Here is an 18,653-nt window from a genome sequence, read left to right on the forward strand (position 1 = left end):
TTGAAACAAATAATGATTTTTCTCACAAGCTTCATGCTGCTGGTGATGACTGGACAAACGGCTCTTGCCAAAGACGTACAGGTCAGCGGTTCGCTCCTCGGGAAAAGCAGCCAAGAACAAGCCAAACAGCAGGTGCTGACAAGCGAGCTGATTACACTGTATGGATCAAAAGACAGCGCAGAGCTGACGTATCAGATCCCGGCAGGCGCCTCTTCGGGCAATCAGCAATTGGTAATCGAATACGAGGCATCAAATCTTTTAATTTCTCCATCATCGTTAACGGCTGTCATTGATGATGAACCGGTCAAGACGTTAAAGCTTGATGGTGATTCCAAACGGAAAACAGTGAAGCTGAATCTGAATAAAAGCCAGTCTGCGCAAGGCTATCACAACGTTTCGCTGAAATTCTACGGCGTAATGAAAGAGGGCGTGTGCGTCAGACAGGATACATCAGGCAACTGGATCAAAATTTATCCGGACAGCCGGCTGACACTTGCTGACAGCAGTGAAGCGAAGGGAACGTCGCTGGACCATTATCCGTATCCTTTCGCCCAATCTGGAAATACAGCGGAAGAAACAGCCATCGTCATTCCGGATGACCCAAGTTCAGCAGAAATAGAAGCTGCTGTTAAAACAGAAGGCTATTTGAAAACGGTGGACAGCAGTGTCAGTATTGCGTATGTCACGGAATCTGAACTGAAAAAAATCGATAAGCCGACGATTGTTATCGGTGTGGACAAGCATTGGAACGGCAAAGTGAAAAAACTGTTGAAACAAGCCGGGCTACAGGCAAAAGGAGAAAACCTTCTGCTTGCGGAGCGAGTGCTGAAAGCAGAGGGCAAACAGCAGCCGGTTCTGTTTGCGCAAGCGGCGTCCGAGGACGCGCTCACTAAAAAAATCAGCGTGATGACAGATCAGACATATACAGGCCAGCTCAGCGGCGATACACTTTCAATCAGCAAGCTTCAGCAGACTGAAAAAAAAGAAAGCGATAAGCTGACCCTTGAGAATTTTGGAGCGGGCGATATCACAATTGGAGCCGACAAAACATCTTCAGCACATTATTTTTATCCGGCTTCGGCTGTTTTAGATGAAAACCAATCGGCGAAGCTGTCGCTTAAACTGAAAAAGTCTGAAACGATTCAAGCCTCAACGGCTGAAAACGAGTCAGCCTCTCAGGCCGCAGAACTGAAAGTGATGATCAACGGCCAGCCGCACTCGGTCCGACTTGATGAATTAGGAAAAGAAGATAAAAACGGATTCTATCATGTCACAGTGAAAGTGGACCCTAAGCTGCTGCAAAAAAACCGCTACATTGATATTCAGTTCGTCACGACCGGTTTAAAGGAAAACAACCCTTGCAACACCACTGATGAAGAAAAGTGGGTTTTTATCGATAAAAACAGTACATTATCATACGCCATCAAAGGCATGTCTCCGTCAGCGGATTTTCAAGAGTGGCCGCTGCCTTACGCCGGAAACCAGGATCAAACAACGTTAATCGTGCTTCCTGACACCGTAAGCCAATCGAAGCTAGAGGAGCTTTCTCTCGTAACGGAATCCTTTGGCAGCGAAGCACAGCATTCATATACGGTAAAGAAATCATCTGACGTTACAGCAAAGGATGCGAAAGGACGAAACCTCATTTTCATAGGGGGGATCAATCAATTTTCTCTTCTGAAGGAGAAATCATCAGATCTGCTTGTGCCGCAGGAAAAGAACGGCTCGTTTGATGTATCTGGTTTCGAGATGCTGAATGAGACGACAAAACAAGTGGTATTTACCCAAGCATCGGTTTGGGATTCACGCTATACAATGGCTGTCTTTGCACCGTCAAAAGGAGATGGCACGGCTGTCACAAAAGAGATCATCAGTTATCTGAACAGCAACGATGAGTCGGCAACCGTCCTTAATGAAACAAATAGCCAGCAGGTGTTTACAAACCACCAGCAGCTCAAATCGGAAACAAACAGTTCCGACGCAGAACAATCAACACAGGATCATAGCCAGAAATGGATGTATATTGGTGTGCTGGCACTCATTATGGTGATTGCGGCAGTATTCATTTGGATTGCTGTAAGACGCAGAAAAAGAAAGACAGATACAGAATAAAACAGAGGCGATTTTAGCCTCTGTTTTTTTATTTTTGGTAAGTAAATTCCATTTGTGGAACCTGTCATTTTATTTTTTTCTCTCAGCCAATAAGCCTCTTTACAACGTGCGGGAACGGGAGTATGATCTCTTTTAGAAAACAAATCGCTTAATCTGAAATCAGAGCGGGGGACCCAATAGAACGGCTTTTTGCCGTTGGGGTGAATCCTTTTTAGGTAGGGCTAACTCTCATATGCCCGAATCCGTCAGCTAACCTCGTAAGCGTTCGTGAGAGGAGATGAATGAAACCTGTGTTCGATGTTATGGCACAGGGGCATCCGTTTGCCTCTGTGTTTTTTGTTGTTCATTTTTGAATGCAAATCGCATACAGAGACATCATAGCAGAAAGGACTATCATCAACATGTGAGAGCAAGACACTGATGTTTTATTGTTTTAATTGAAAAATGAGAAATTAAAAGGGGAAGACATCGATGTATCATTCAATCAAACGTTTTTTGATTGGGAAACCACTAAAATCCCAAGCAGCTGGAGAGCAAAAACTGACGAAATTAAAAGCCTTGGCTATGCTTTCCTCAGATGCGCTGTCATCTGTCGCATATGGGACAGAACAAATTCTAATCATTTTGGCAACAATCAGTGCTGCCGCATTTTGGTACTCCATTCCGATTGCGGTTGGCGTTCTCATCTTGCTGCTCGCACTGATTCTTTCATACAGGCAAATTATTTACGCTTATCCGCAGGGCGGCGGGGCGTATGTCGTTTCTAAAGAAAATCTCGGTGAAAAACCGGGATTGATTGCGGGCGGTTCATTGCTTGTTGATTATATTTTAACAGTAGCGGTAAGTATTTCCGCAGGCACGGACGCCATCACGTCAGCCTTTCCTGCATTGCATGATTATCATGTGCCGATCGCTATTTTTCTCGTGTTAGTGATTATGATTTTGAACCTGCGCGGGCTTTCGGAATCGGCATCCATACTTGCCTACCCGGTTTATCTGTTTGTGGTGGCGCTTTTGGTTCTCATTGCAGTCGGGTTGTTTAAACTCATGACAGGACAAATAGACCAGCCAGCCCATCATACACCGCTCGGCACACCTGTAGCCGGCATTACGCTGTTTTTGCTGCTTAAGGCTTTTTCCTCCGGCTGCTCAGCATTGACCGGGGTTGAGGCCATTTCTAACGCGATTCCTGCATTCAAAAACCCGCCTGCGCGAAACGCGGCAAGAACGCTTGCGATGATGGGGATTTTGCTGGCGATTCTGTTTTCCGGCATCACGGTGCTCGCGTACGGGTATGGTACGGCGCCGAAGCCTGATGAAACAGTGGTTTCACAAATTGCGTCCGAAACCTTCGGGCGGAATGTGTTCTACTATGTCATCCAAGGTGTCACATCGCTTATTTTGGTTCTTGCTGCAAATACGGGATTTTCAGCCTTCCCGCAGCTTGCCTTCAATCTGGCGAGAGACCAGTATATGCCGCGAATGTTTACAGTCAGGGGCGACCGCTTAGGCTTCTCAAATGGGATTATCTTTTTAGGCTTTGCGTCCATTGTTCTCATTATCTTATTCGGAGGACAGACGGAGCACTTAATCCCTTTATATGCTGTGGGCGTATTTATTCCATTTACGCTTTCACAAACCGGCATGTGCATGAAATGGATCAAGCAAAAACCAAAAGGCTGGATCGGAAAAATGCTGATCAACTCCTGTGGCGCTCTGATCTCATTTATGGTTCTATCCATTCTGTTTGTGACGAAGTTTAATGTCGTATGGCCTGTGTTAATCTTTATGCCTATCGTCGTTTTGCTGTTTTTTGCGATTAAAAATCACTATACAGCGGTTGGCGAACAGCTTCGCATCGTAGACAAAGAGCCGGAAGAAATCAAAGGCACCGTTGTGATTGTGCCTGTGGCTGGTGTCACCACCGTCGTGCAAAAATCGATTCACTATGCGAAATCACTGTCCGATCAGGTGATCGCCGTTCACGTGTCATTTGACAGAGAACATGAAAAGAAATTCGAAAAACGCTGGGAAGAGCTTAATAACGGCGTGCGTCTCGTGACGCTTCACTCCTCTTACAGAAGCCTTGTCCATCCGTTTGATAAGTTTTTGGAAACAGTTGAGGCAAAAGCGAAGAAGGAGCAGTTTTCCGTTATGGTGCTGTTTCCGCAATTTATAACGAAAAAACGCTGGCACACCATCCTTCACAACCAATCGGCCTTCCTCCTCAGAGTCCGGCTGTTCTGGAAAAAGGACATAATGGTTGCCACACTGCCGTATCATTTTAAAAAGTAAAGCACTAGGACCAAGGGAATCACCTTGGTCCTTTTTTGTTGGAATGGGAGGTATGGCGGTGTATACACAAGGTGCTTTTGTGATCGTACTGAACGAAAGTCAGCAAATTCTGCTGGTGAAACGAAAAGATGTCCCTCTATGGGATTTGCCGGGCGGCAGGGTTGATCCCGGGGAATCGGCTGAGGAAGCGGCAGTGCGGGAGGTATTGGAAGAAACGGGATACAATGCAGCGCTTTCTGCGATAATAGGTGTTTACCTAAGGCCAAAGTTTCAAGATGAACAGCATGTGTTATTCGGAAGCATAACAGGCGGACAAGCAATGGCTAACGGCACAGAGACAGCGGGATTAAAGTGGGTTTCTCCGGGGCGTTTGCCGCTTTTTATGGTGCCGAACCGAAAAAGGCAGATCAATGATTTCAAAAACGGCGCTCAAGATGTAAATGACACCGTCAAGGATAGCGGGTTGCTCGCGGCGATCGACCTGTTGAAAAGAAGACTGGGCAAGCGATAAAGGTCTCCGGGTTTTAAAGCCTTTCTCCTGTGGTATTGAAAAAAGGAAAAAGGAGGATACGTTATGGCACACAAAACTGCAGGACAAGTAATGACAGAGCTGCTTGAGCAATGGGGAGTTGATCATGTATACGGCATCCCCGGAGACAGTATAAATGAGTTTATTGAAGAATTAAGACACGAAAGAAATCAACTGAAGTTCATTCAAACCCGCCATGAAGAGGTAGCGGCACTGGCAGCCGCGGCTGAAGCAAAACTCACCGGCAAGATCGGAGTCTGTCTGTCAATCGCAGGGCCGGGAGCGGTGCACTTATTAAATGGTTTATATGATGCAAAAGCCGACGGCGCCCCTGTGCTGGCGATTGCAGGACAGGTTTCTTCTGGTGAAGTCGGACGGGACTATTTCCAGGAGATTAAGCTGGAGCAAATGTTTGAGGACGTGGCTGTGTTCAACAGAGAGGTACATAGCGCAGAATCACTTCCGGATCTCTTAAATCAGGCGATCAGGACCGCCTACAGCAAAAAAGGCGTTGCGGTATTGAGCGTGTCAGATGATTTGTTTGCGGAGAAAATCAAACGGGAGCCCGTGTATACTTCACCAGTGTATATTGAAGGGAACCTTGAACCGAAAAAAGAACAGCTCGTCACCTGCGCCCAATATATTAATAACGCTAAGAAGCCGATTATCCTGGCAGGGCAGGGAATGAAAAAGGCGAAACGGGAGCTCTTAGAATTTGCGGACAAAGCCGCCGCTCCGATCGTTGTTACACTCCCGGCAAAGGGTGTTGTTCCCGATAAGCACCCGCATTTTCTCGGCAACCTCGGGCAGATCGGAACAAAGCCGGCTTACGAGGCAATGGAGGAATGTGATTTATTAATCATGCTTGGAACGTCCTTCCCGTACCGTGATTATTTGCCTGATGACACGCCGGCGATACAGCTCGATTCAGACCCGGCAAAAATCGGAAAACGGTATCCGGTGACAGCGGGCCTTGTCTGCGATTCGGCTCTCGGCCTGCGCGAATTGACAGAGTATATTGAACGCAAGGAAGATAGAAGATTCCTGAATGCCTGCACAGAACATATGCAGCATTGGTGGAACGAAATTGAAAAAGATGAGACAGAGGCAACAACACCGCTTAAACCTCAGCAGGTCGTGGCACGTCTTCAGGAAGCGGCAGCCGATGATGCGGTGCTCTCTGTAGATGTCGGCACTGTGACAGTCTGGATGGCGCGTCATTTCAAAATGAACGCGAACCAGGATTTCATCGTTTCCAGCTGGCTTGCGACAATGGGTTGCGGCCTGCCGGGAGCAATCGCAGCAAGCTTGTCCGAACCGGAACGCCAGGCGATCGCCGTCTGCGGTGACGGGGGATTTTCCATGGTCATGCAGGACCTCCCGACCGCCGTCAAATATAAGCTCCCGATCACAGTCGTTATTTTAAACAACGAAAATCTCGGCATGATTGAGTACGAGCAGCAGGTCAAAGGCAATATCGACTATGTCACAAAACTTCAAAATGTCGACTATGCCGCATTTGCAGAAAGCTGCGGAGCAAAGGGCATCAAAGTGACCAAAGCGGAAGAGCTTGCGCCGGCTTTCCATGAGGCGCTGCACTCTGACCAACCTGTCGTTGTGGATGTCATGATTGGAAACGAACCGCCGCTGCCTGGCAAAATCACCTACGGGCAGGCGAAAGGCTTTAGCAAGTACATGCTGAAAAACTTCTTCGAAAACCAAAAATTTGAAATGCCGTCACTGAAGAAAAGTTTGAAACGGTTATTTTAGTGAATATAACTAAGGGTTATTGGGATAACTCCCAATAACCCTTTTAATTAAATTGAAAAACCTATTTTTAGATTTAAATGTCGACTCATAGGATCATAGATGTATTGTAAGAAAGTGTTTACATATAAAAAAATGATATGTTATTATGTCCTTGTATTTCCATTTTTTTAAAAAGGAGGAACTATAAGGATAAGTGTTTCGGTCGATAAAAATAAGTATAAGGGGAATTAGATTATGAAAAAAAAGTTATTTAGTACAATTTCAATAGGGGTATTAGGAGTAACATTTTTTGCGAATTCTTATACAACGCAAGCTGCACCAGAGCATATTAAACAGGTAAAACATATTGAATTAAATACTGGTGAAGATGAATACACAACAAAAAATGCATTTGCTGCTGGAGTTGCTGCCGGTATTGTTAGTGCAGCAGTTTATGATGGCATTAAAGCCGCTGGAAATTGGTTGGGAAAACAAGCAAACAAAGCTAATGCACAATCTATATATAGTGCAGCTCCTGCTAGAAAATATGCATGTTATATAGTGAATCCTCAAGATCACAAGGATATTGATATTTCAGAAGTTGCGGAATTTGGTAGGTAAAAAGGAAGGGGCCTCCCTTCCTTTTCAAATGGAGGTTGTATAATTTGAAGACAAAGAGGAAATATAATTTACTTGTTTTGTTCCTTTCTTTATTAGTAGTATTCCATACAATAATAATGATAATGTATAACTTGCCGTTAAATCCTGTTAACTTTAAGCATGAGAAATTAATTTCAACTTATATGAATCCATTATTTACTCAAAACTGGCAATTATTTGCCCCAGATCCGGTAAGCACAAATAACAATATTATCTGCAGGGGGGTCTTTACAAATAATAAAGGACAAAAAGAATATACTGAGTGGATAGATATTACAGAAAGTTATAATGCAGATATTAAAAACAATTTATTTTCACCAAACAGATTAATGAAAACTGCGCTTTCTGGTGCTGTCTTTGAGGTTCAACCGTATCTAAAGCTGAATGATAAAAAGAAGAATAAACAATTAATTGAGAACGAGTACATCCAAATTATATCTAGTATAGCTGTGAAAAAAATAGAGAGAAGTAAGAAAGTAAAATTAGAATCATTAGATGTTAAGTTGTCTATAGAATCGTTTCCTGAGTATGGAAAGAAGGGGAAGTCAAAATTTAATGTACAGCAGTTCCCCCATATCAATTTACTAACAAAGGAATGAGATTTAATTTGAAAATTATTTTAAATAAGTTCAGAAATTTTAATCATTTAATGTCAAATAAAATGCATTATTTAATAGGTTCAAGCATCTTAAGGATATTTATTGGATTACATATTATGTTTACTTATTTAATTCACTTTGCTCAAAGGAATGAAATATGGGGACCTAATGCTTTTTATTCATTTGAAAAATGCTTTGAAGCTTATGGTTTTACTTCTCTATATCTTTTTAGTGACTCACAGTTATATTTTGAGTTTATTTTTATAAGTGGAATAGTCATTAATACTCTGTATATATTAGGGTATAAAATGAGAATAGTCAGCATCATAAATTTTATTTGGGTTTGGTCTTTATATCAAAGGAATCCTTATATACATGACGGTGGTAATAATATTCTTATTCTTATTATGTTGTATCTTATTTTTGCATCCTTAGGTGAGTTTTTTACTATTCATACTGAATCCCGTTCGAAAGAAAAGTCTAAAGTTACTATTATTATTCACAATTTCTCAGTGATGATTTCAATGATTCAAGTGTCTTTACTTTATTTTTTTGCGGGCTTTAACAAAGCGCAAGGAAAAATGTGGACCCATGGGACCGCACTTTACTATATACTACAGGTTGATGAATATAGTATAAACAAAGGGTTTACAAATCTCGTTATTGATAATCCTTATCTTCTAGTATTAGGAACATACTCAGCATTGTTTCTCCAGCTAATGTTTCCAATATTAGTTTGGAATAGGTATTTTAAAATTCCCCTGCTTATAGGTTCAATTCTTTTTCATTTATCTATAATTATATTTATGGGTCTTCTTCAATTTGGTGTTATAATGATAGCCCTTGATTTATTGTTTATAACGGATACGGAGTATAGGAAATTGTACAAGTTTTTATCACGAATTTATGATAAGTTTAAACTGAAGTTTAGGAATATTTTCAACCAAAAGTTAAGAAATCCCACCATTTAAAATATCGTTTAAATGTTAATGTCAGACTGTTATAATTATTATGTCTTTTCAATCCAATTTAGGGGGAAGGGGTTTTATGTTTGATTACATTAAGATTATTATTTATTTAATCGGATCAATTGGAATGATCTACGCTTGTTATCACGATTATAACTATGCAAAAAAAGGACAAAATGACAAGTGCATATTTTTCAAAAATAAACGATTAAGTGGAGTAGTGCTATTCTGTTATTTGTTTTTATTTTTAGCTAATCTTAAGGACTTCTTGTTTTTGTTAATTAACACGAAATAAATACAATTGTATAGTTAAAAGACTGTCGATGTGAGTCGGCAGTCTTAATTTTACCTAGTCAATTATTTTTGTCCTTGTATGTTTATTCTTATCAAATCTTACAGAACTCTTCTCATAATAGGGTTATTTCTCTTTTTTCTTCAGCCCGAAGAAGAAAGGAAAAGCAGAACCGACCAAGAAGGTGCCGAATAAAAACATGCCGCCGATAAACACGTGGAAATTTGTGTGTCCGGCCGTAAACGCCGTGATTAGGGAAATGATACTGAGCACGATCATGGCAATGCCGGGCGCGACTCTCATTTTTCCCTTGGATTTATGGGCAGCAACAGAACATAAAATGCCGATAACAATAGGAACAATCCACAAATAAAACAGAATAAATACTGACATCATCAAAACTCCGATTTTTCTTTTATCATAACAAATTTCTGTCAAAAAGGGTATCAATGAGCTTTTGCGAAAAAATAAAAACCGGCTTTAGAAGCCGGTTTTTTTATCGAAACGTATCTACAATTAAAAACACATTCAAAGCGACGATCAATACAGCAATCATCCAAGACACCACTGTGACCCATTTGGCGTTGATTAGAGATCCCATGATCCGTTTATTGCTTGTAAACATAATAAGCGGAATGAGGGCAAAGGCGATCCCGAAGGACAGCACGACTTGGCTCAGTACGAGAGCGGTCGTCGGATTAACACCTGACGCGATGATCAAGATCGGCGGAATGATCGTGATAAAACGCCGTACATACAGCGGAATGCGGTAGTTGATAAATCCTTGCATAATCACGTCGCCTGAAAGTGTGCCGACAGACGAACTGGATAGACCGGCAACGAGCAGCCCGATCCCGAATAAAGCCGCAGACATAGGGCTGACAAGATGTCCGAATTGCTGAAATGCGACGTCGAGATCCTCAACAAACAGGCCGTTTTTGAAGAATAATGCGGCAGCCACAATCAGCATACTTGCATTAATAGCCCCTGCAATCAGCATCGCTATTAAAATATCAATAAATTCAAACCTAAAGATTTTTTTCCGTTCTGCATCAGTTTTGCCAACCACCCGCCGCTGTGTAAGGGCAGAGTGTAAATAAATGGCGTGCGGCATAACAGTTGCGCCAAGAATACCCGCTGCAAGAAGCACACTGTCAGTGCCATGAAACGCCGGGACAAAAAGGCCCTTCATCACTGACACGGCATCAGGCTTTGCGAAAAAGGTCTGCAGCGCAAAGGCGATCACGACCACAAACAGCATACCGGCAATACCGGCTTCAAGTGAGCGATAACCGCGGCGCTGAAGCTCCAATATCGCGAAAGAACCGATCGCAGCTATAATAGACGCTTCAAGCATCGGAATGCCGAACAGCAAATACAGTCCCAGAGCCGCTCCGATAAATTCCGCCAGATCAGTTGCGATAATGACCAGCTCGCCCTGAATCCATAATCCGATCGAAACAGGCTTCGGGAATTCTTCACGGGCAACCTCAGGCAGATTTTTGCCTGTCGCAATACCGAGTTTGGCGGATAGGGATTGAATTAAAAGCGCCATGATATTGGAAAATAATATCACCCATAAGAGCATATATCCGTATTTAGAACCCGCCGAAATATTCGTTGCGAAGTTGCCGGGATCAATATAGGCAATGGCTGCTATAAATGCAGGGCCGAGAAAAGGGAGCAGCCCTCTGAATCCTCTGATTTTCCCGTCAAGCGCATCTTGGACGGCTTTGGAACGGGGAGATTGTGCTGTGATGTCCTTGTTCATCATGTCTCACCTGAATTCTGTTTGTTTTTGCCGTACAACAAAGAGTTTCCTTAAGGCAAATTATTTTATCTACATCATATGACCATCCCGGTTTCTTGTCAACCGAAAATGTTCAAAATACACTTCTGAATTTTTCCCTGTTATGTAACATGATATGTAGGGATTCGGGATAAGGTCCCATATAAAAAGACATCGTTTCAGTTCGAAACGATGCCTTCTGTATCTAATGAGTCTAGGCTTCCTTCCGCAGCCCGCGGAATATAAGGCCCAGCAAGAATACGAAGATGGCTGCCCCGATGATGGCCGGGAAAATAGCAAAGCCGGCGAGGCTCGGTCCCCATGTGCCAAGAAGTCCGTGCCCAATCCAAGCGCCGATCAGCCCGGCAATCATAGAGCCGAAAATTCCTCCCGGCAGCCGGTTTCCTACAATGGCGCTCCCAATTAATCCGATAACAATAGCAACAACTAATGAAACCAAAAAGCTAAGCATCATGATCACCTCTCATAAATGATTTACCAATCAATAACCGCTCCTGATCATTTCGAAACACTTAAAAGCATATTCCTTTATGATCCTGTTTTAATCTTTCTCTGCACACTGCCGTCAGCTAAATGAACAATGACCTCAGTGCCTTTATGCGTCGCGATTTCCTTTGCCCGTTCAATCGCTTCTTTCTTTGTATCCTTGATTTCAGACACACGTTTGGCGCCCTCGGCTTTGACTGCCCAGCCTTTTTTATGCTTAATAACATGCTCTGGTTTATTCATGAGCTCGGGGCCGCTGCCGCTGCTTGGATCACCATCGCGTTTTGTCTCATCATCATGCGTCAGGAAATCATCAATTTCATCTGTAGAGGCGTTTTCCGCCCATTCCTTCGCTTTGCTTGTCGCAATTGGAATCGCGCGCCCTTCCCCATAGCCTTCATCAATCATCGCATTCGCAATGTCTATCGCCTTTTTTCTCACCGGCTTCTCAAGATTTTTTAATGAAGCAGGATAATCCTTCATCGACCAAGGCATGTCCATCACTCCTTTTCCTTTTATAAAAATGGTACCCGCAGGTGAAAAATAAAAACGCATCCGAAAAAATGAAGGTATACTATATAGTAGAAAAAACGGAAGGGAAGTGCGGGTTGGGTGACAACGGAACGAAAAGAAGACTTACATCAGCAATTAAAAGAGATAGAGAAATGGGAAAAAGATCAGCAAAAAATCTGGTTTTGGGAAAAGCTCAGCCGTCTCCCGTTTCAGCTGCTGGACAAGCTGACACCGGAATTCATCCAGAAAAAGATCGGCAAGCTCTTGGATGAGGTCGGCAGCTTTGTTCAAACAGGCGGACAGTACCTGACATCTGAAAAACAGATTATCAGGATGTTTCAAAAGAAACTGCCGGAGGAGATCTTTGAATCACTGGAGGACATCCGGAAAGCGCCTCTTCCTGTCATGGATGAAATTGCGGAAGGAATGGGCAAAAACAGAACCAACGCAGCAACCGTTCAAGGCGCGACAACCGGTGTGGGCGGCGTGTTTACGCTGGCGGCAGACATTCCGGCAGTGCTTGGCTTATCACTAAAAACATTACAGGATATCGCAGTCGCATACGGCTATGATCCAAAGGAGAAAAAAGAACGCGTCTTCATTGTGAAATGTCTGCAGCTGACGTCGGCTGATGTTGTCGGCAAAAGATCGATTTTGCAGGAATTAAAAGACTACGATCAAGACCGTACATATAAGAATGTCGCTTCTCAAATCCAAGGCTGGCGAGAAGTCGTTTTGGGCTATCGAGACACGTTTGGCTGGAAAAAACTTTTCCAGATGGTGCCGGTTGCCGGAATGGTTTTTGGCGCCGCTGCCAATCGCTCAACATTAAACGACATTACCGAGACAGGCATGATGCTGTACAAAAAGAGGCGCATTCTTGAACGACTGAAAGAAACAGAACGAGAGATGGAATAGCAGAAAGCAGACGGACACCGCGATCCGCCTGCTTTTTTTAGTGGAAACATACCCAATGTGTTTTGTTTGTTTAAAAGAATTGTGAGCGGGAATACAACAACCAACACCAATTAAAGGAGGAATTCAAAATGGCAGACGATAACAAAATGAGCAGAGAAGAAGCAGGTAGAAAAGGCGGAGAAACAACAAGCAAGAACCATGACAAAGAATTCTATCAAGAGATTGGGAAAAAAGGCGGAGAAGCCACAAGCAAAAACCATGACAAAGAATTCTATCAAGAAATCGGTGAAAAAGGCGGAGAAGCCACTAGCGAAAATCATGACAAAGAGTTCTATCAAGAAATCGGCGAAAAAGGCGGAGAAGCCACTAGCGAAAACCATGACAAAGAATTCTATCAAGATATCGGCCGTAAAGGCGGAGAGGCTACAAGCAAAAATCATGATAAAGAATTCTACCAAGAAATTGGCTCAAAAGGCGGAAACGCCCGCAACAACGACTAATCAAAAGCATAAAGGCAGACAACCTGTAAATAAAAAAGCGATCCGGCACATCAGCTGGATCGCTTTTTTTTGGAATCTTCTCAATTTATGCCACTATTGCGATACAATAAGTGAAAAAGGGGTTTTCGCTAATGTCCAAGATGCAAAACTTGCTCGCCATCGCAAATGAAGTCAAAGAAAAGCACGCCAATTTTTCAATCTCAGAGGTCAACGACCATTGTGTGCGCCTTGCGGTGTTTACGGGAGAATATGACTGGCACCATCACCCTGACTCAGACGAATTGTTTATTGTTCTTGAAGGTGAGCTGCTGATCGATTTTAAAGACAAAGAAACCGCGGTGCTCAAAGCAAATGACAGCCTGCTGATCCCGAAAGGCACGGTTCACCGCACACGCTCTTACGTCAGGACGGTAAATCTCTGTGTAGAGCATAAACAAGCCGAAACCGTCATCATAGAGGAGTAGCCATGCTGATCAAAAGGATTGTATGTGAAGTAGACGCTGCAAACGCTGAAGCATTTGCAAAAGCGCAGTCACAATGGGGGGCGTTATCGCATATAAGCGGCTTCATCAAACAGGCCGGCGGCTGGCGAAAAACGATAGACGAGCCGCTCACTGCAGAAATCATCAGTGTATGGGAAAACAGAGAAGCCTACGATCATTTTATGGAGAACGAACATGACAGCATATACGAGGAAAACGATCAGAAGGCTGTAATTCTTTCGATAGAGGTGACGGTGTACGAAGAGGATAAACCGTTCGTTCACGATCTGTTACATAACCCTGATATCCGGTACGAACCAGACTGGACGGTTCTGAAGGCATAATCAAAGCCCAAAACATCATGTTTTGGGCTTGTCTCTTTACTCGCGTCCCGGAAGTGTATTATGAACAAAAGGCGGTGCTGGTTTTAATTCCGGTTTTTCTCCAAACGTTTTTGCTTCTTTCACATATTCAAAGGCTTCTCCGTCCGGCGCTTTTTCATTCAGCCAGTTTTGTTTGGCGCTTTCTTCGCCTTCAGAGAAATTGATAAGCTGATGTGAGAACTCTTGTTTTTCGAGCGCTTTCGGGAATGTACCCGGCACAACCGGACCTTCCTGTGCTTCTAATTCTTTAATGGCGGCGAGCCATTGATTTTGGTGCATCGTGTCACGCGCCAGCAGGAAGCTGAGCATATCTTTGACGCCTTTGTCATCCGTCATTTCAAACAGGCGTGCGACCTGCAGACGGCCCTGAGATTCCGCATTCAGGTTGGCGCGGAAGTCTGCCAGCAGGTTTCCGCTTGCTACGATATAACCGCCGCTCCAAGGTACGCCTGTACTGCTTTCCGGCATGGCGCCAAGTCCTGATACAATCGCATGGTGAGGGTTCATGCCGCCTAGGATGGAGCCGATGACCGGATCTTCAGCAGCTTTTTCCTGCTGATCAAGAGGGGCATCCTCAAGAAGTCTGGCAATCATCGTTGCGATCATTTCAACATGCCCGAGCTCCTCCGTTGCCGTATCCATCAGCAAGTCCTTGTATTTTTCATTTCCTCTTGTGTTCCAGCCTTGAAATAAGTACTGCATGGCAACTGAAATTTCTCCGAATTGTCCGCCTAAAATTTCTTGCATTTTTTTAGCGAATAATGGATCTGGACGATCTGGTTTAGCAGGATGCTGCAGCATTTTTGTGTGCTTAAACATGTACCCATCTCCTTTTTCGATTATCTCTTTTTATATTTCCTCTCGATAGAAAGATAAACGAAAAACAGCGTATCGAGATGGGAACTATGAATCTTTTCGCAGCTCCAACAGTTCCCGGATCAGATCCCGGCCAAAGATGGGCTCATACTGCCGGTAAACAGGGTCAAGACGCTTCATCCATTCTTGTTTCTCTTTATCTGACAGCTCATAAATATGTATAGCAGAATTCTTTTTGATTTCTTCCAGCTGCTCCTTGTTCATTTGTTCGGCATACGTTTCATTCCACTCCGTCGTCTCCTTCATCGCTTCAGTCAAAATGCGTCTTGTTTCTGGTGTTTGCGCCTTCCAGAAGTGTTCATCAGTCATGACAGCGTAGCCGAGGTAACCGTGGCTGCTTATTGTCAAATAGTCCTGAACATTATAAAATTTTTTAGAGTAGATGTTTGAAATTGTATTTTCTTCGCCATCGACTACATTGTTTTCTAACAGCTGAAAGGTAGAATTGAAGGATTCCTGATGAGGTGTTGCGCCAAGCAGCTTGAACTGATCCTCAATCACATCGCTTTGCATAATGCGCAGATCTTGCCCTTTTAAATCATCAGGTGTTTTGACCGGCCCTTGATTTGTTGTGATTTGCTTAAAGCCGTTCGTCCAATAGGCCAGTCCTTTTAATTGGTTTTTCTTTAGAGAATCAAACAGCTGTGTGCCGATGCTTCCGTTCAGCCCTTTTTTGACGGCGTTGTAATCTGTAAATGCATACGGCAGATCCAGCACTCCCCATTCAGGCGAGAGCATGCCGAGCTTCGATGTGGAGGGGGCGATAAATTGAACATCGCCGTTTTGCAATGCTTCAATTTCTTCAATGTCCGAGTACAGGCTTCCATTCGGAAATACTTCTATTTTTATTTTCCCGCCTGATTTTTCGTTCACCAGATCAGCGAATTTATTGGCGGCCAGCCCTTTTGGCGTATTTTCAGCAACCACGTGGCTGAATTTAAAGACGATTTGATCTTGCAGGCCTTCCTGGTCGTCATCATAAACAATCTCTTTATTGCCGGTATGATCATGGAATCCGATAAATAAAGCGGTTGCAATTCCAGCGATCATCAGTGTGAGACATGCAAGCAAACTCTTCATCAAAAGCCCTCCCCTATGTTAAGGATAATGGGGGCAATCACATTCGTAAAGACCTGAAAGGAGAAGCTGATGAACAAAAAGAAGCTCTCAATCCGTTGGAAAATCACGATCTTATCCTATATACTCGTCATTTTCTCCTTTTTGATCGGCGGAATTGTGCTCATCGGCAACATTCAGCATACAGAGGAGCGGGAGCTGAAAAAGCGGCTGATGAATACGGCTCGGACAGTGTCAGAGATGACAGAAGTGAAAGAAGCCTTGGCGCGAAAAAAACAAACAGAAGCTGTTCGCCATGCGGTTGAAGAAATCAGGATGATTAATGAAGCAGACTATATTGTCGTCATGGATATGAATCACATCCGATATACGCATCCTGTCAGCACAAGCATCGGCAAGAAATCAGAAGGTGCAGACGAGGAGGCAGCGTTTGCGGAGCACATTTATTTCTCTGAAGCAAAGGGCGAGATCGGTACGGCGGTTCGCGCTTTTTATCCGGTTAAGGATCAAGACCTGAACCAAATAGGTGTGGTGCTTGTCGGAAAAACGCTGCCGGGGATCGCTGACATCCTGCTTCATTTAAAGCGTGATATTGCATTCATCGTTGTGCTGACACTCGGCTTCGGCCTTGCGGGTTCCTTTTTGCTGGCCCGCCATATCAAAAAACAAATGTTTCAGCTTGAACCTCATGAGATTGTCCGAATGTATGAAGAACGGACAGCGACGTTTCACTCGATGAATGAAGGGGTGATCGCCATTGACAATCGTCTCATCATTACGATCTTCAATGAAAAAGCGAAACAGATCTTTGAAGTGCAGGGGGATCTGATCGGCAAGGTGATTTGGGAGGTTCTTAAGGATTCGCGCCTGCCCGAAATCGTGGAGCGGAACAAAGCGGTTTATAATGAAGAAATTCGTGTCAGCGGAAAAGTCATCATGAGCAGCAGAATTCCGATCGTCATGAAGAAAAAAGTGATCGGCGCCGTTGCGATTTTTCAGGACAGAACGGAAGCGGCCAAGATGGCAGAGGAATTGACTGGTGTCAGAAACTTTGTGGAGGCGCTCCGTGTCCAAAACCATGAGCATATGAATAAGCTGCACACGATCGCCGGTCTCATCCAGCTGGGGAAATCTGAAAAAGCCTTGCAGCTTGCATTCCAGGCGTCAACTGAGCAGGAAAATGTGACTGAATTTCTGCACCGCTCGATTCAAAATGACGCTGCGGCAGGCCTTCTATTAAGTAAAATCAGAAGGGGAAGAGAGCTCGGCATTGCTGTTCATATAGATGAAAACAGCAGTCTTCAGCAATTTCCCGAGCATGTTGATCAGCATGATATCGTCGTGCTTTTGGGGAATCTGATTGAAAATGCCTTCGGCTCATTTGAAACCGTTCAAACTGAAGACAAACGAATTGACATTAGTATCGAACAAACGGATGATATCCTTGCTATTTTAATAGAAGATAACGGCTGCGGAATTGATCCGGCACATATGCCTCGCCTTTACGACAAAGGTTTTACGGTCAATAAAACTGGCGGCACAGGCTATGGCTTGTATCTAGTGAAACAAATCATAGACAAAGGATCGGGCACGATAGAAGTTGATTCACATGCGGGGCAGGGGACATCTTTTTCTATCGTTTTTCCAATGAAGGGGGAGGAAGCACAGTATGGCTCGTAAAGAATGGAAGGTTCTGCTCATTGAAGACGATCCGATGGTTCAAGAGGTCAATAAGGATTTTATTACAACCGTTAAAGGCGTTACTGTCTGTGCAACGGCAGGAAACGGAGAGGAAGGCATGAAGCTGATTAAAGAAGAACAGCCGGATCTCGTCATTCTCGATGTGTACATGCCGAAAAAAGACGGCATCAAGACCTTGCAGGAGATCAGAAAGCAAAAGCTTGAAGTGGATGTCATTGTCGTCTCCGCTGCAAAAGACAAGGAAACGATCTCACTCATGCTGCAAAACGGGGCGGTTGACTATATCTTAAAGCCGTTTAAGCTTGAGCGAATGAGACAGGCGCTCGAAAAGTACAAGCAATATAAACAAAAAATCGAAGCGAATGATACGCTCTCCCAGGAACAGCTCGATGCGATCCTGAATATTCCGCAGCAGGCCGTACAGGATCTGCCGAAAGGGTTGAATCACTTCACGATGAATGAAGTCACTGCTTTTTTGAAACAGCAAACCGCATCCCTTTCTGCTGAAGAGGTTGCCAAGGCGCTCGGCATCGCCAGAGTGACAGCCAGACGATATCTTGATTACTTAGAAAAAACCGGGGCCATCAAATTGGACGTTCAATACGGAGGAGTCGGCCGGCCGGTCAACCGCTACGTGTTAAAAGGATAAAACTGAGACCAAAAAGACCAAAATGTCCGTTATGATCATAAACTTCCCCAGACG

Annotated in this window: 19 protein-coding genes and 1 riboswitch; of the genes, 13 read left to right on the top strand and 6 right to left on the bottom strand. The window is 43.9% G+C overall.

Annotated elements, in window-relative coordinates; genetic code table 11:
• The 7 genes from AC0OMA_RS02470 (at position 1) to AC0OMA_RS02500 (ending at position 8,915) form a co-directional block, all read left to right on the top strand.
• Positions 1-2,112, top strand: coding sequence for a cellulose biosynthesis cyclic di-GMP-binding regulatory protein BcsB (locus AC0OMA_RS02470; RefSeq protein ID WP_174616548.1), 2,112 nt, complete (start codon positions 1-3; stop codon positions 2,110-2,112).
• 135 nt (positions 2,113-2,247) lie between these two features.
• A riboswitch (cyclic di-AMP (ydaO/yuaA leader) is annotated at positions 2,248-2,391 on the top strand.
• 192 nt (positions 2,392-2,583) lie between these two features.
• The gene (gene kimA / locus AC0OMA_RS02475; RefSeq protein ID WP_181218265.1) at positions 2,584-4,407 is read left to right on the top strand and encodes a potassium transporter KimA; all 1,824 of its coding nucleotides are present in this window, start codon (positions 2,584-2,586) and stop codon (positions 4,405-4,407) included.
• Positions 4,408-4,465: 58 nt separating this feature from the next.
• Positions 4,466-4,918 carry an 8-oxo-dGTP diphosphatase MutT gene (gene mutT / locus AC0OMA_RS02480; RefSeq protein WP_181218272.1) on the top strand — a complete coding sequence of 151 codons (453 nt, stop codon included), beginning with the start codon at positions 4,466-4,468 and terminating at the stop codon, positions 4,916-4,918.
• Between the two features lie 63 nt (positions 4,919-4,981).
• Positions 4,982-6,706 (top strand): pyruvate oxidase, encoded by a 1,725-nt coding sequence (locus tag AC0OMA_RS02485; protein ID WP_021481718.1) that lies wholly within the window; start codon positions 4,982-4,984, stop codon positions 6,704-6,706.
• A gap of 234 nt (positions 6,707-6,940) precedes the next feature.
• On the top strand, positions 6,941-7,306 hold the full coding sequence (locus AC0OMA_RS02490; protein ID WP_014478873.1) for a hypothetical protein: 366 nt from the start codon (positions 6,941-6,943) through the stop codon (positions 7,304-7,306).
• A gap of 44 nt (positions 7,307-7,350) precedes the next feature.
• Positions 7,351-7,944 carry a DUF5819 family protein gene (locus tag AC0OMA_RS02495; RefSeq protein ID WP_014478874.1) on the top strand — a complete coding sequence of 198 codons (594 nt, stop codon included), beginning with the start codon at positions 7,351-7,353 and terminating at the stop codon, positions 7,942-7,944.
• A gap of 8 nt (positions 7,945-7,952) precedes the next feature.
• Positions 7,953-8,915 carry a hypothetical protein gene (locus AC0OMA_RS02500; RefSeq protein ID WP_063336086.1) on the top strand — a complete coding sequence of 321 codons (963 nt, stop codon included), beginning with the start codon at positions 7,953-7,955 and terminating at the stop codon, positions 8,913-8,915.
• A gap of 415 nt (positions 8,916-9,330) precedes the next feature.
• Here the strand turns inward: AC0OMA_RS02500 and AC0OMA_RS02505 are convergent, their stop codons facing one another.
• The 4 genes from AC0OMA_RS02505 to AC0OMA_RS02520 all read right to left on the bottom strand — a co-directional run bounded on the left by AC0OMA_RS02505 (position 9,331) and on the right by AC0OMA_RS02520 (position 11,995).
• Positions 9,331-9,597: a hypothetical protein gene (locus AC0OMA_RS02505; protein ID WP_009966591.1), complete on the bottom strand. Its 267-nt coding sequence runs from the start codon at positions 9,595-9,597 to the stop codon at positions 9,331-9,333.
• A gap of 103 nt (positions 9,598-9,700) precedes the next feature.
• Positions 9,701-10,978: an Nramp family divalent metal transporter gene (locus tag AC0OMA_RS02510; protein ID WP_474221862.1), complete on the bottom strand. Its 1,278-nt coding sequence runs from the start codon at positions 10,976-10,978 to the stop codon at positions 9,701-9,703.
• Between the two features lie 229 nt (positions 10,979-11,207).
• On the bottom strand, positions 11,208-11,465 hold the full coding sequence (locus AC0OMA_RS02515) for a GlsB/YeaQ/YmgE family stress response membrane protein (protein WP_003246519.1): 258 nt from the start codon (positions 11,463-11,465) through the stop codon (positions 11,208-11,210).
• Positions 11,466-11,542: 77 nt separating this feature from the next.
• Positions 11,543-11,995, bottom strand: a complete 453-nt coding sequence (locus AC0OMA_RS02520; RefSeq protein ID WP_474221863.1) for a DUF2188 domain-containing protein — start codon at positions 11,993-11,995, stop codon at positions 11,543-11,545.
• 117 nt (positions 11,996-12,112) lie between these two features.
• Here AC0OMA_RS02520 and AC0OMA_RS02525 point away from each other — a divergent pair, with 117 nt between their 5' ends.
• The 4 genes from AC0OMA_RS02525 (at position 12,113) to AC0OMA_RS02540 (ending at position 14,257) form a co-directional block, all read left to right on the top strand.
• Positions 12,113-12,931, top strand: a complete 819-nt coding sequence (locus AC0OMA_RS02525; RefSeq protein ID WP_474221864.1) for an EcsC family protein — start codon at positions 12,113-12,115, stop codon at positions 12,929-12,931.
• A 128-nt stretch (positions 12,932-13,059) separates the two neighbouring features.
• Positions 13,060-13,431, top strand: coding sequence for a glucose starvation-inducible protein GsiB (gene gsiB, locus AC0OMA_RS02530; protein WP_015382813.1), 372 nt, complete (start codon positions 13,060-13,062; stop codon positions 13,429-13,431).
• A 131-nt stretch (positions 13,432-13,562) separates the two neighbouring features.
• A complete protein-coding gene (locus tag AC0OMA_RS02535; protein ID WP_015482823.1) occupies positions 13,563-13,895 on the top strand; it encodes a cupin domain-containing protein in 333 nt (110 codons plus the stop codon).
• 2 nt (positions 13,896-13,897) lie between these two features.
• A complete protein-coding gene (locus tag AC0OMA_RS02540; RefSeq protein WP_015382815.1) occupies positions 13,898-14,257 on the top strand; it encodes a YdbC family protein in 360 nt (119 codons plus the stop codon).
• A gap of 36 nt (positions 14,258-14,293) precedes the next feature.
• Here the strand turns inward: AC0OMA_RS02540 and AC0OMA_RS02545 are convergent, their stop codons facing one another.
• Together AC0OMA_RS02545 and dctB are read right to left on the bottom strand one after the other, a co-directional pair.
• A complete protein-coding gene (locus AC0OMA_RS02545) occupies positions 14,294-15,115 on the bottom strand; it encodes a manganese catalase (RefSeq protein ID WP_015382816.1) in 822 nt (273 codons plus the stop codon).
• An 84-nt stretch (positions 15,116-15,199) separates the two neighbouring features.
• Entirely contained in the window at positions 15,200-16,252 is a 1,053-nt protein-coding gene (gene dctB / locus AC0OMA_RS02550; protein ID WP_063336089.1) for a C4-dicarboxylate TRAP transporter substrate-binding protein DctB, read from the bottom strand.
• 69 nt (positions 16,253-16,321) lie between these two features.
• Here dctB and dctS point away from each other — a divergent pair, with 69 nt between their 5' ends.
• Both dctS and dctR read left to right on the top strand, forming a co-directional pair.
• Positions 16,322-17,929, top strand: a complete 1,608-nt coding sequence (gene dctS / locus AC0OMA_RS02555; RefSeq protein WP_181218281.1) for a two-component system sensor histidine kinase DctS — start codon at positions 16,322-16,324, stop codon at positions 17,927-17,929.
• The gene (gene dctR, locus AC0OMA_RS02560; protein WP_015382819.1) at positions 17,919-18,599 is read left to right on the top strand and encodes a two-component system response regulator DctR; all 681 of its coding nucleotides are present in this window, start codon (positions 17,919-17,921) and stop codon (positions 18,597-18,599) included. The genes dctS and dctR overlap by 11 nt, the downstream gene beginning before the upstream one ends.
• Positions 18,600-18,653 lie beyond the last annotated feature (54 nt).

Source organism: Bacillus sp. AMCV2 (assembly GCF_056033925.1).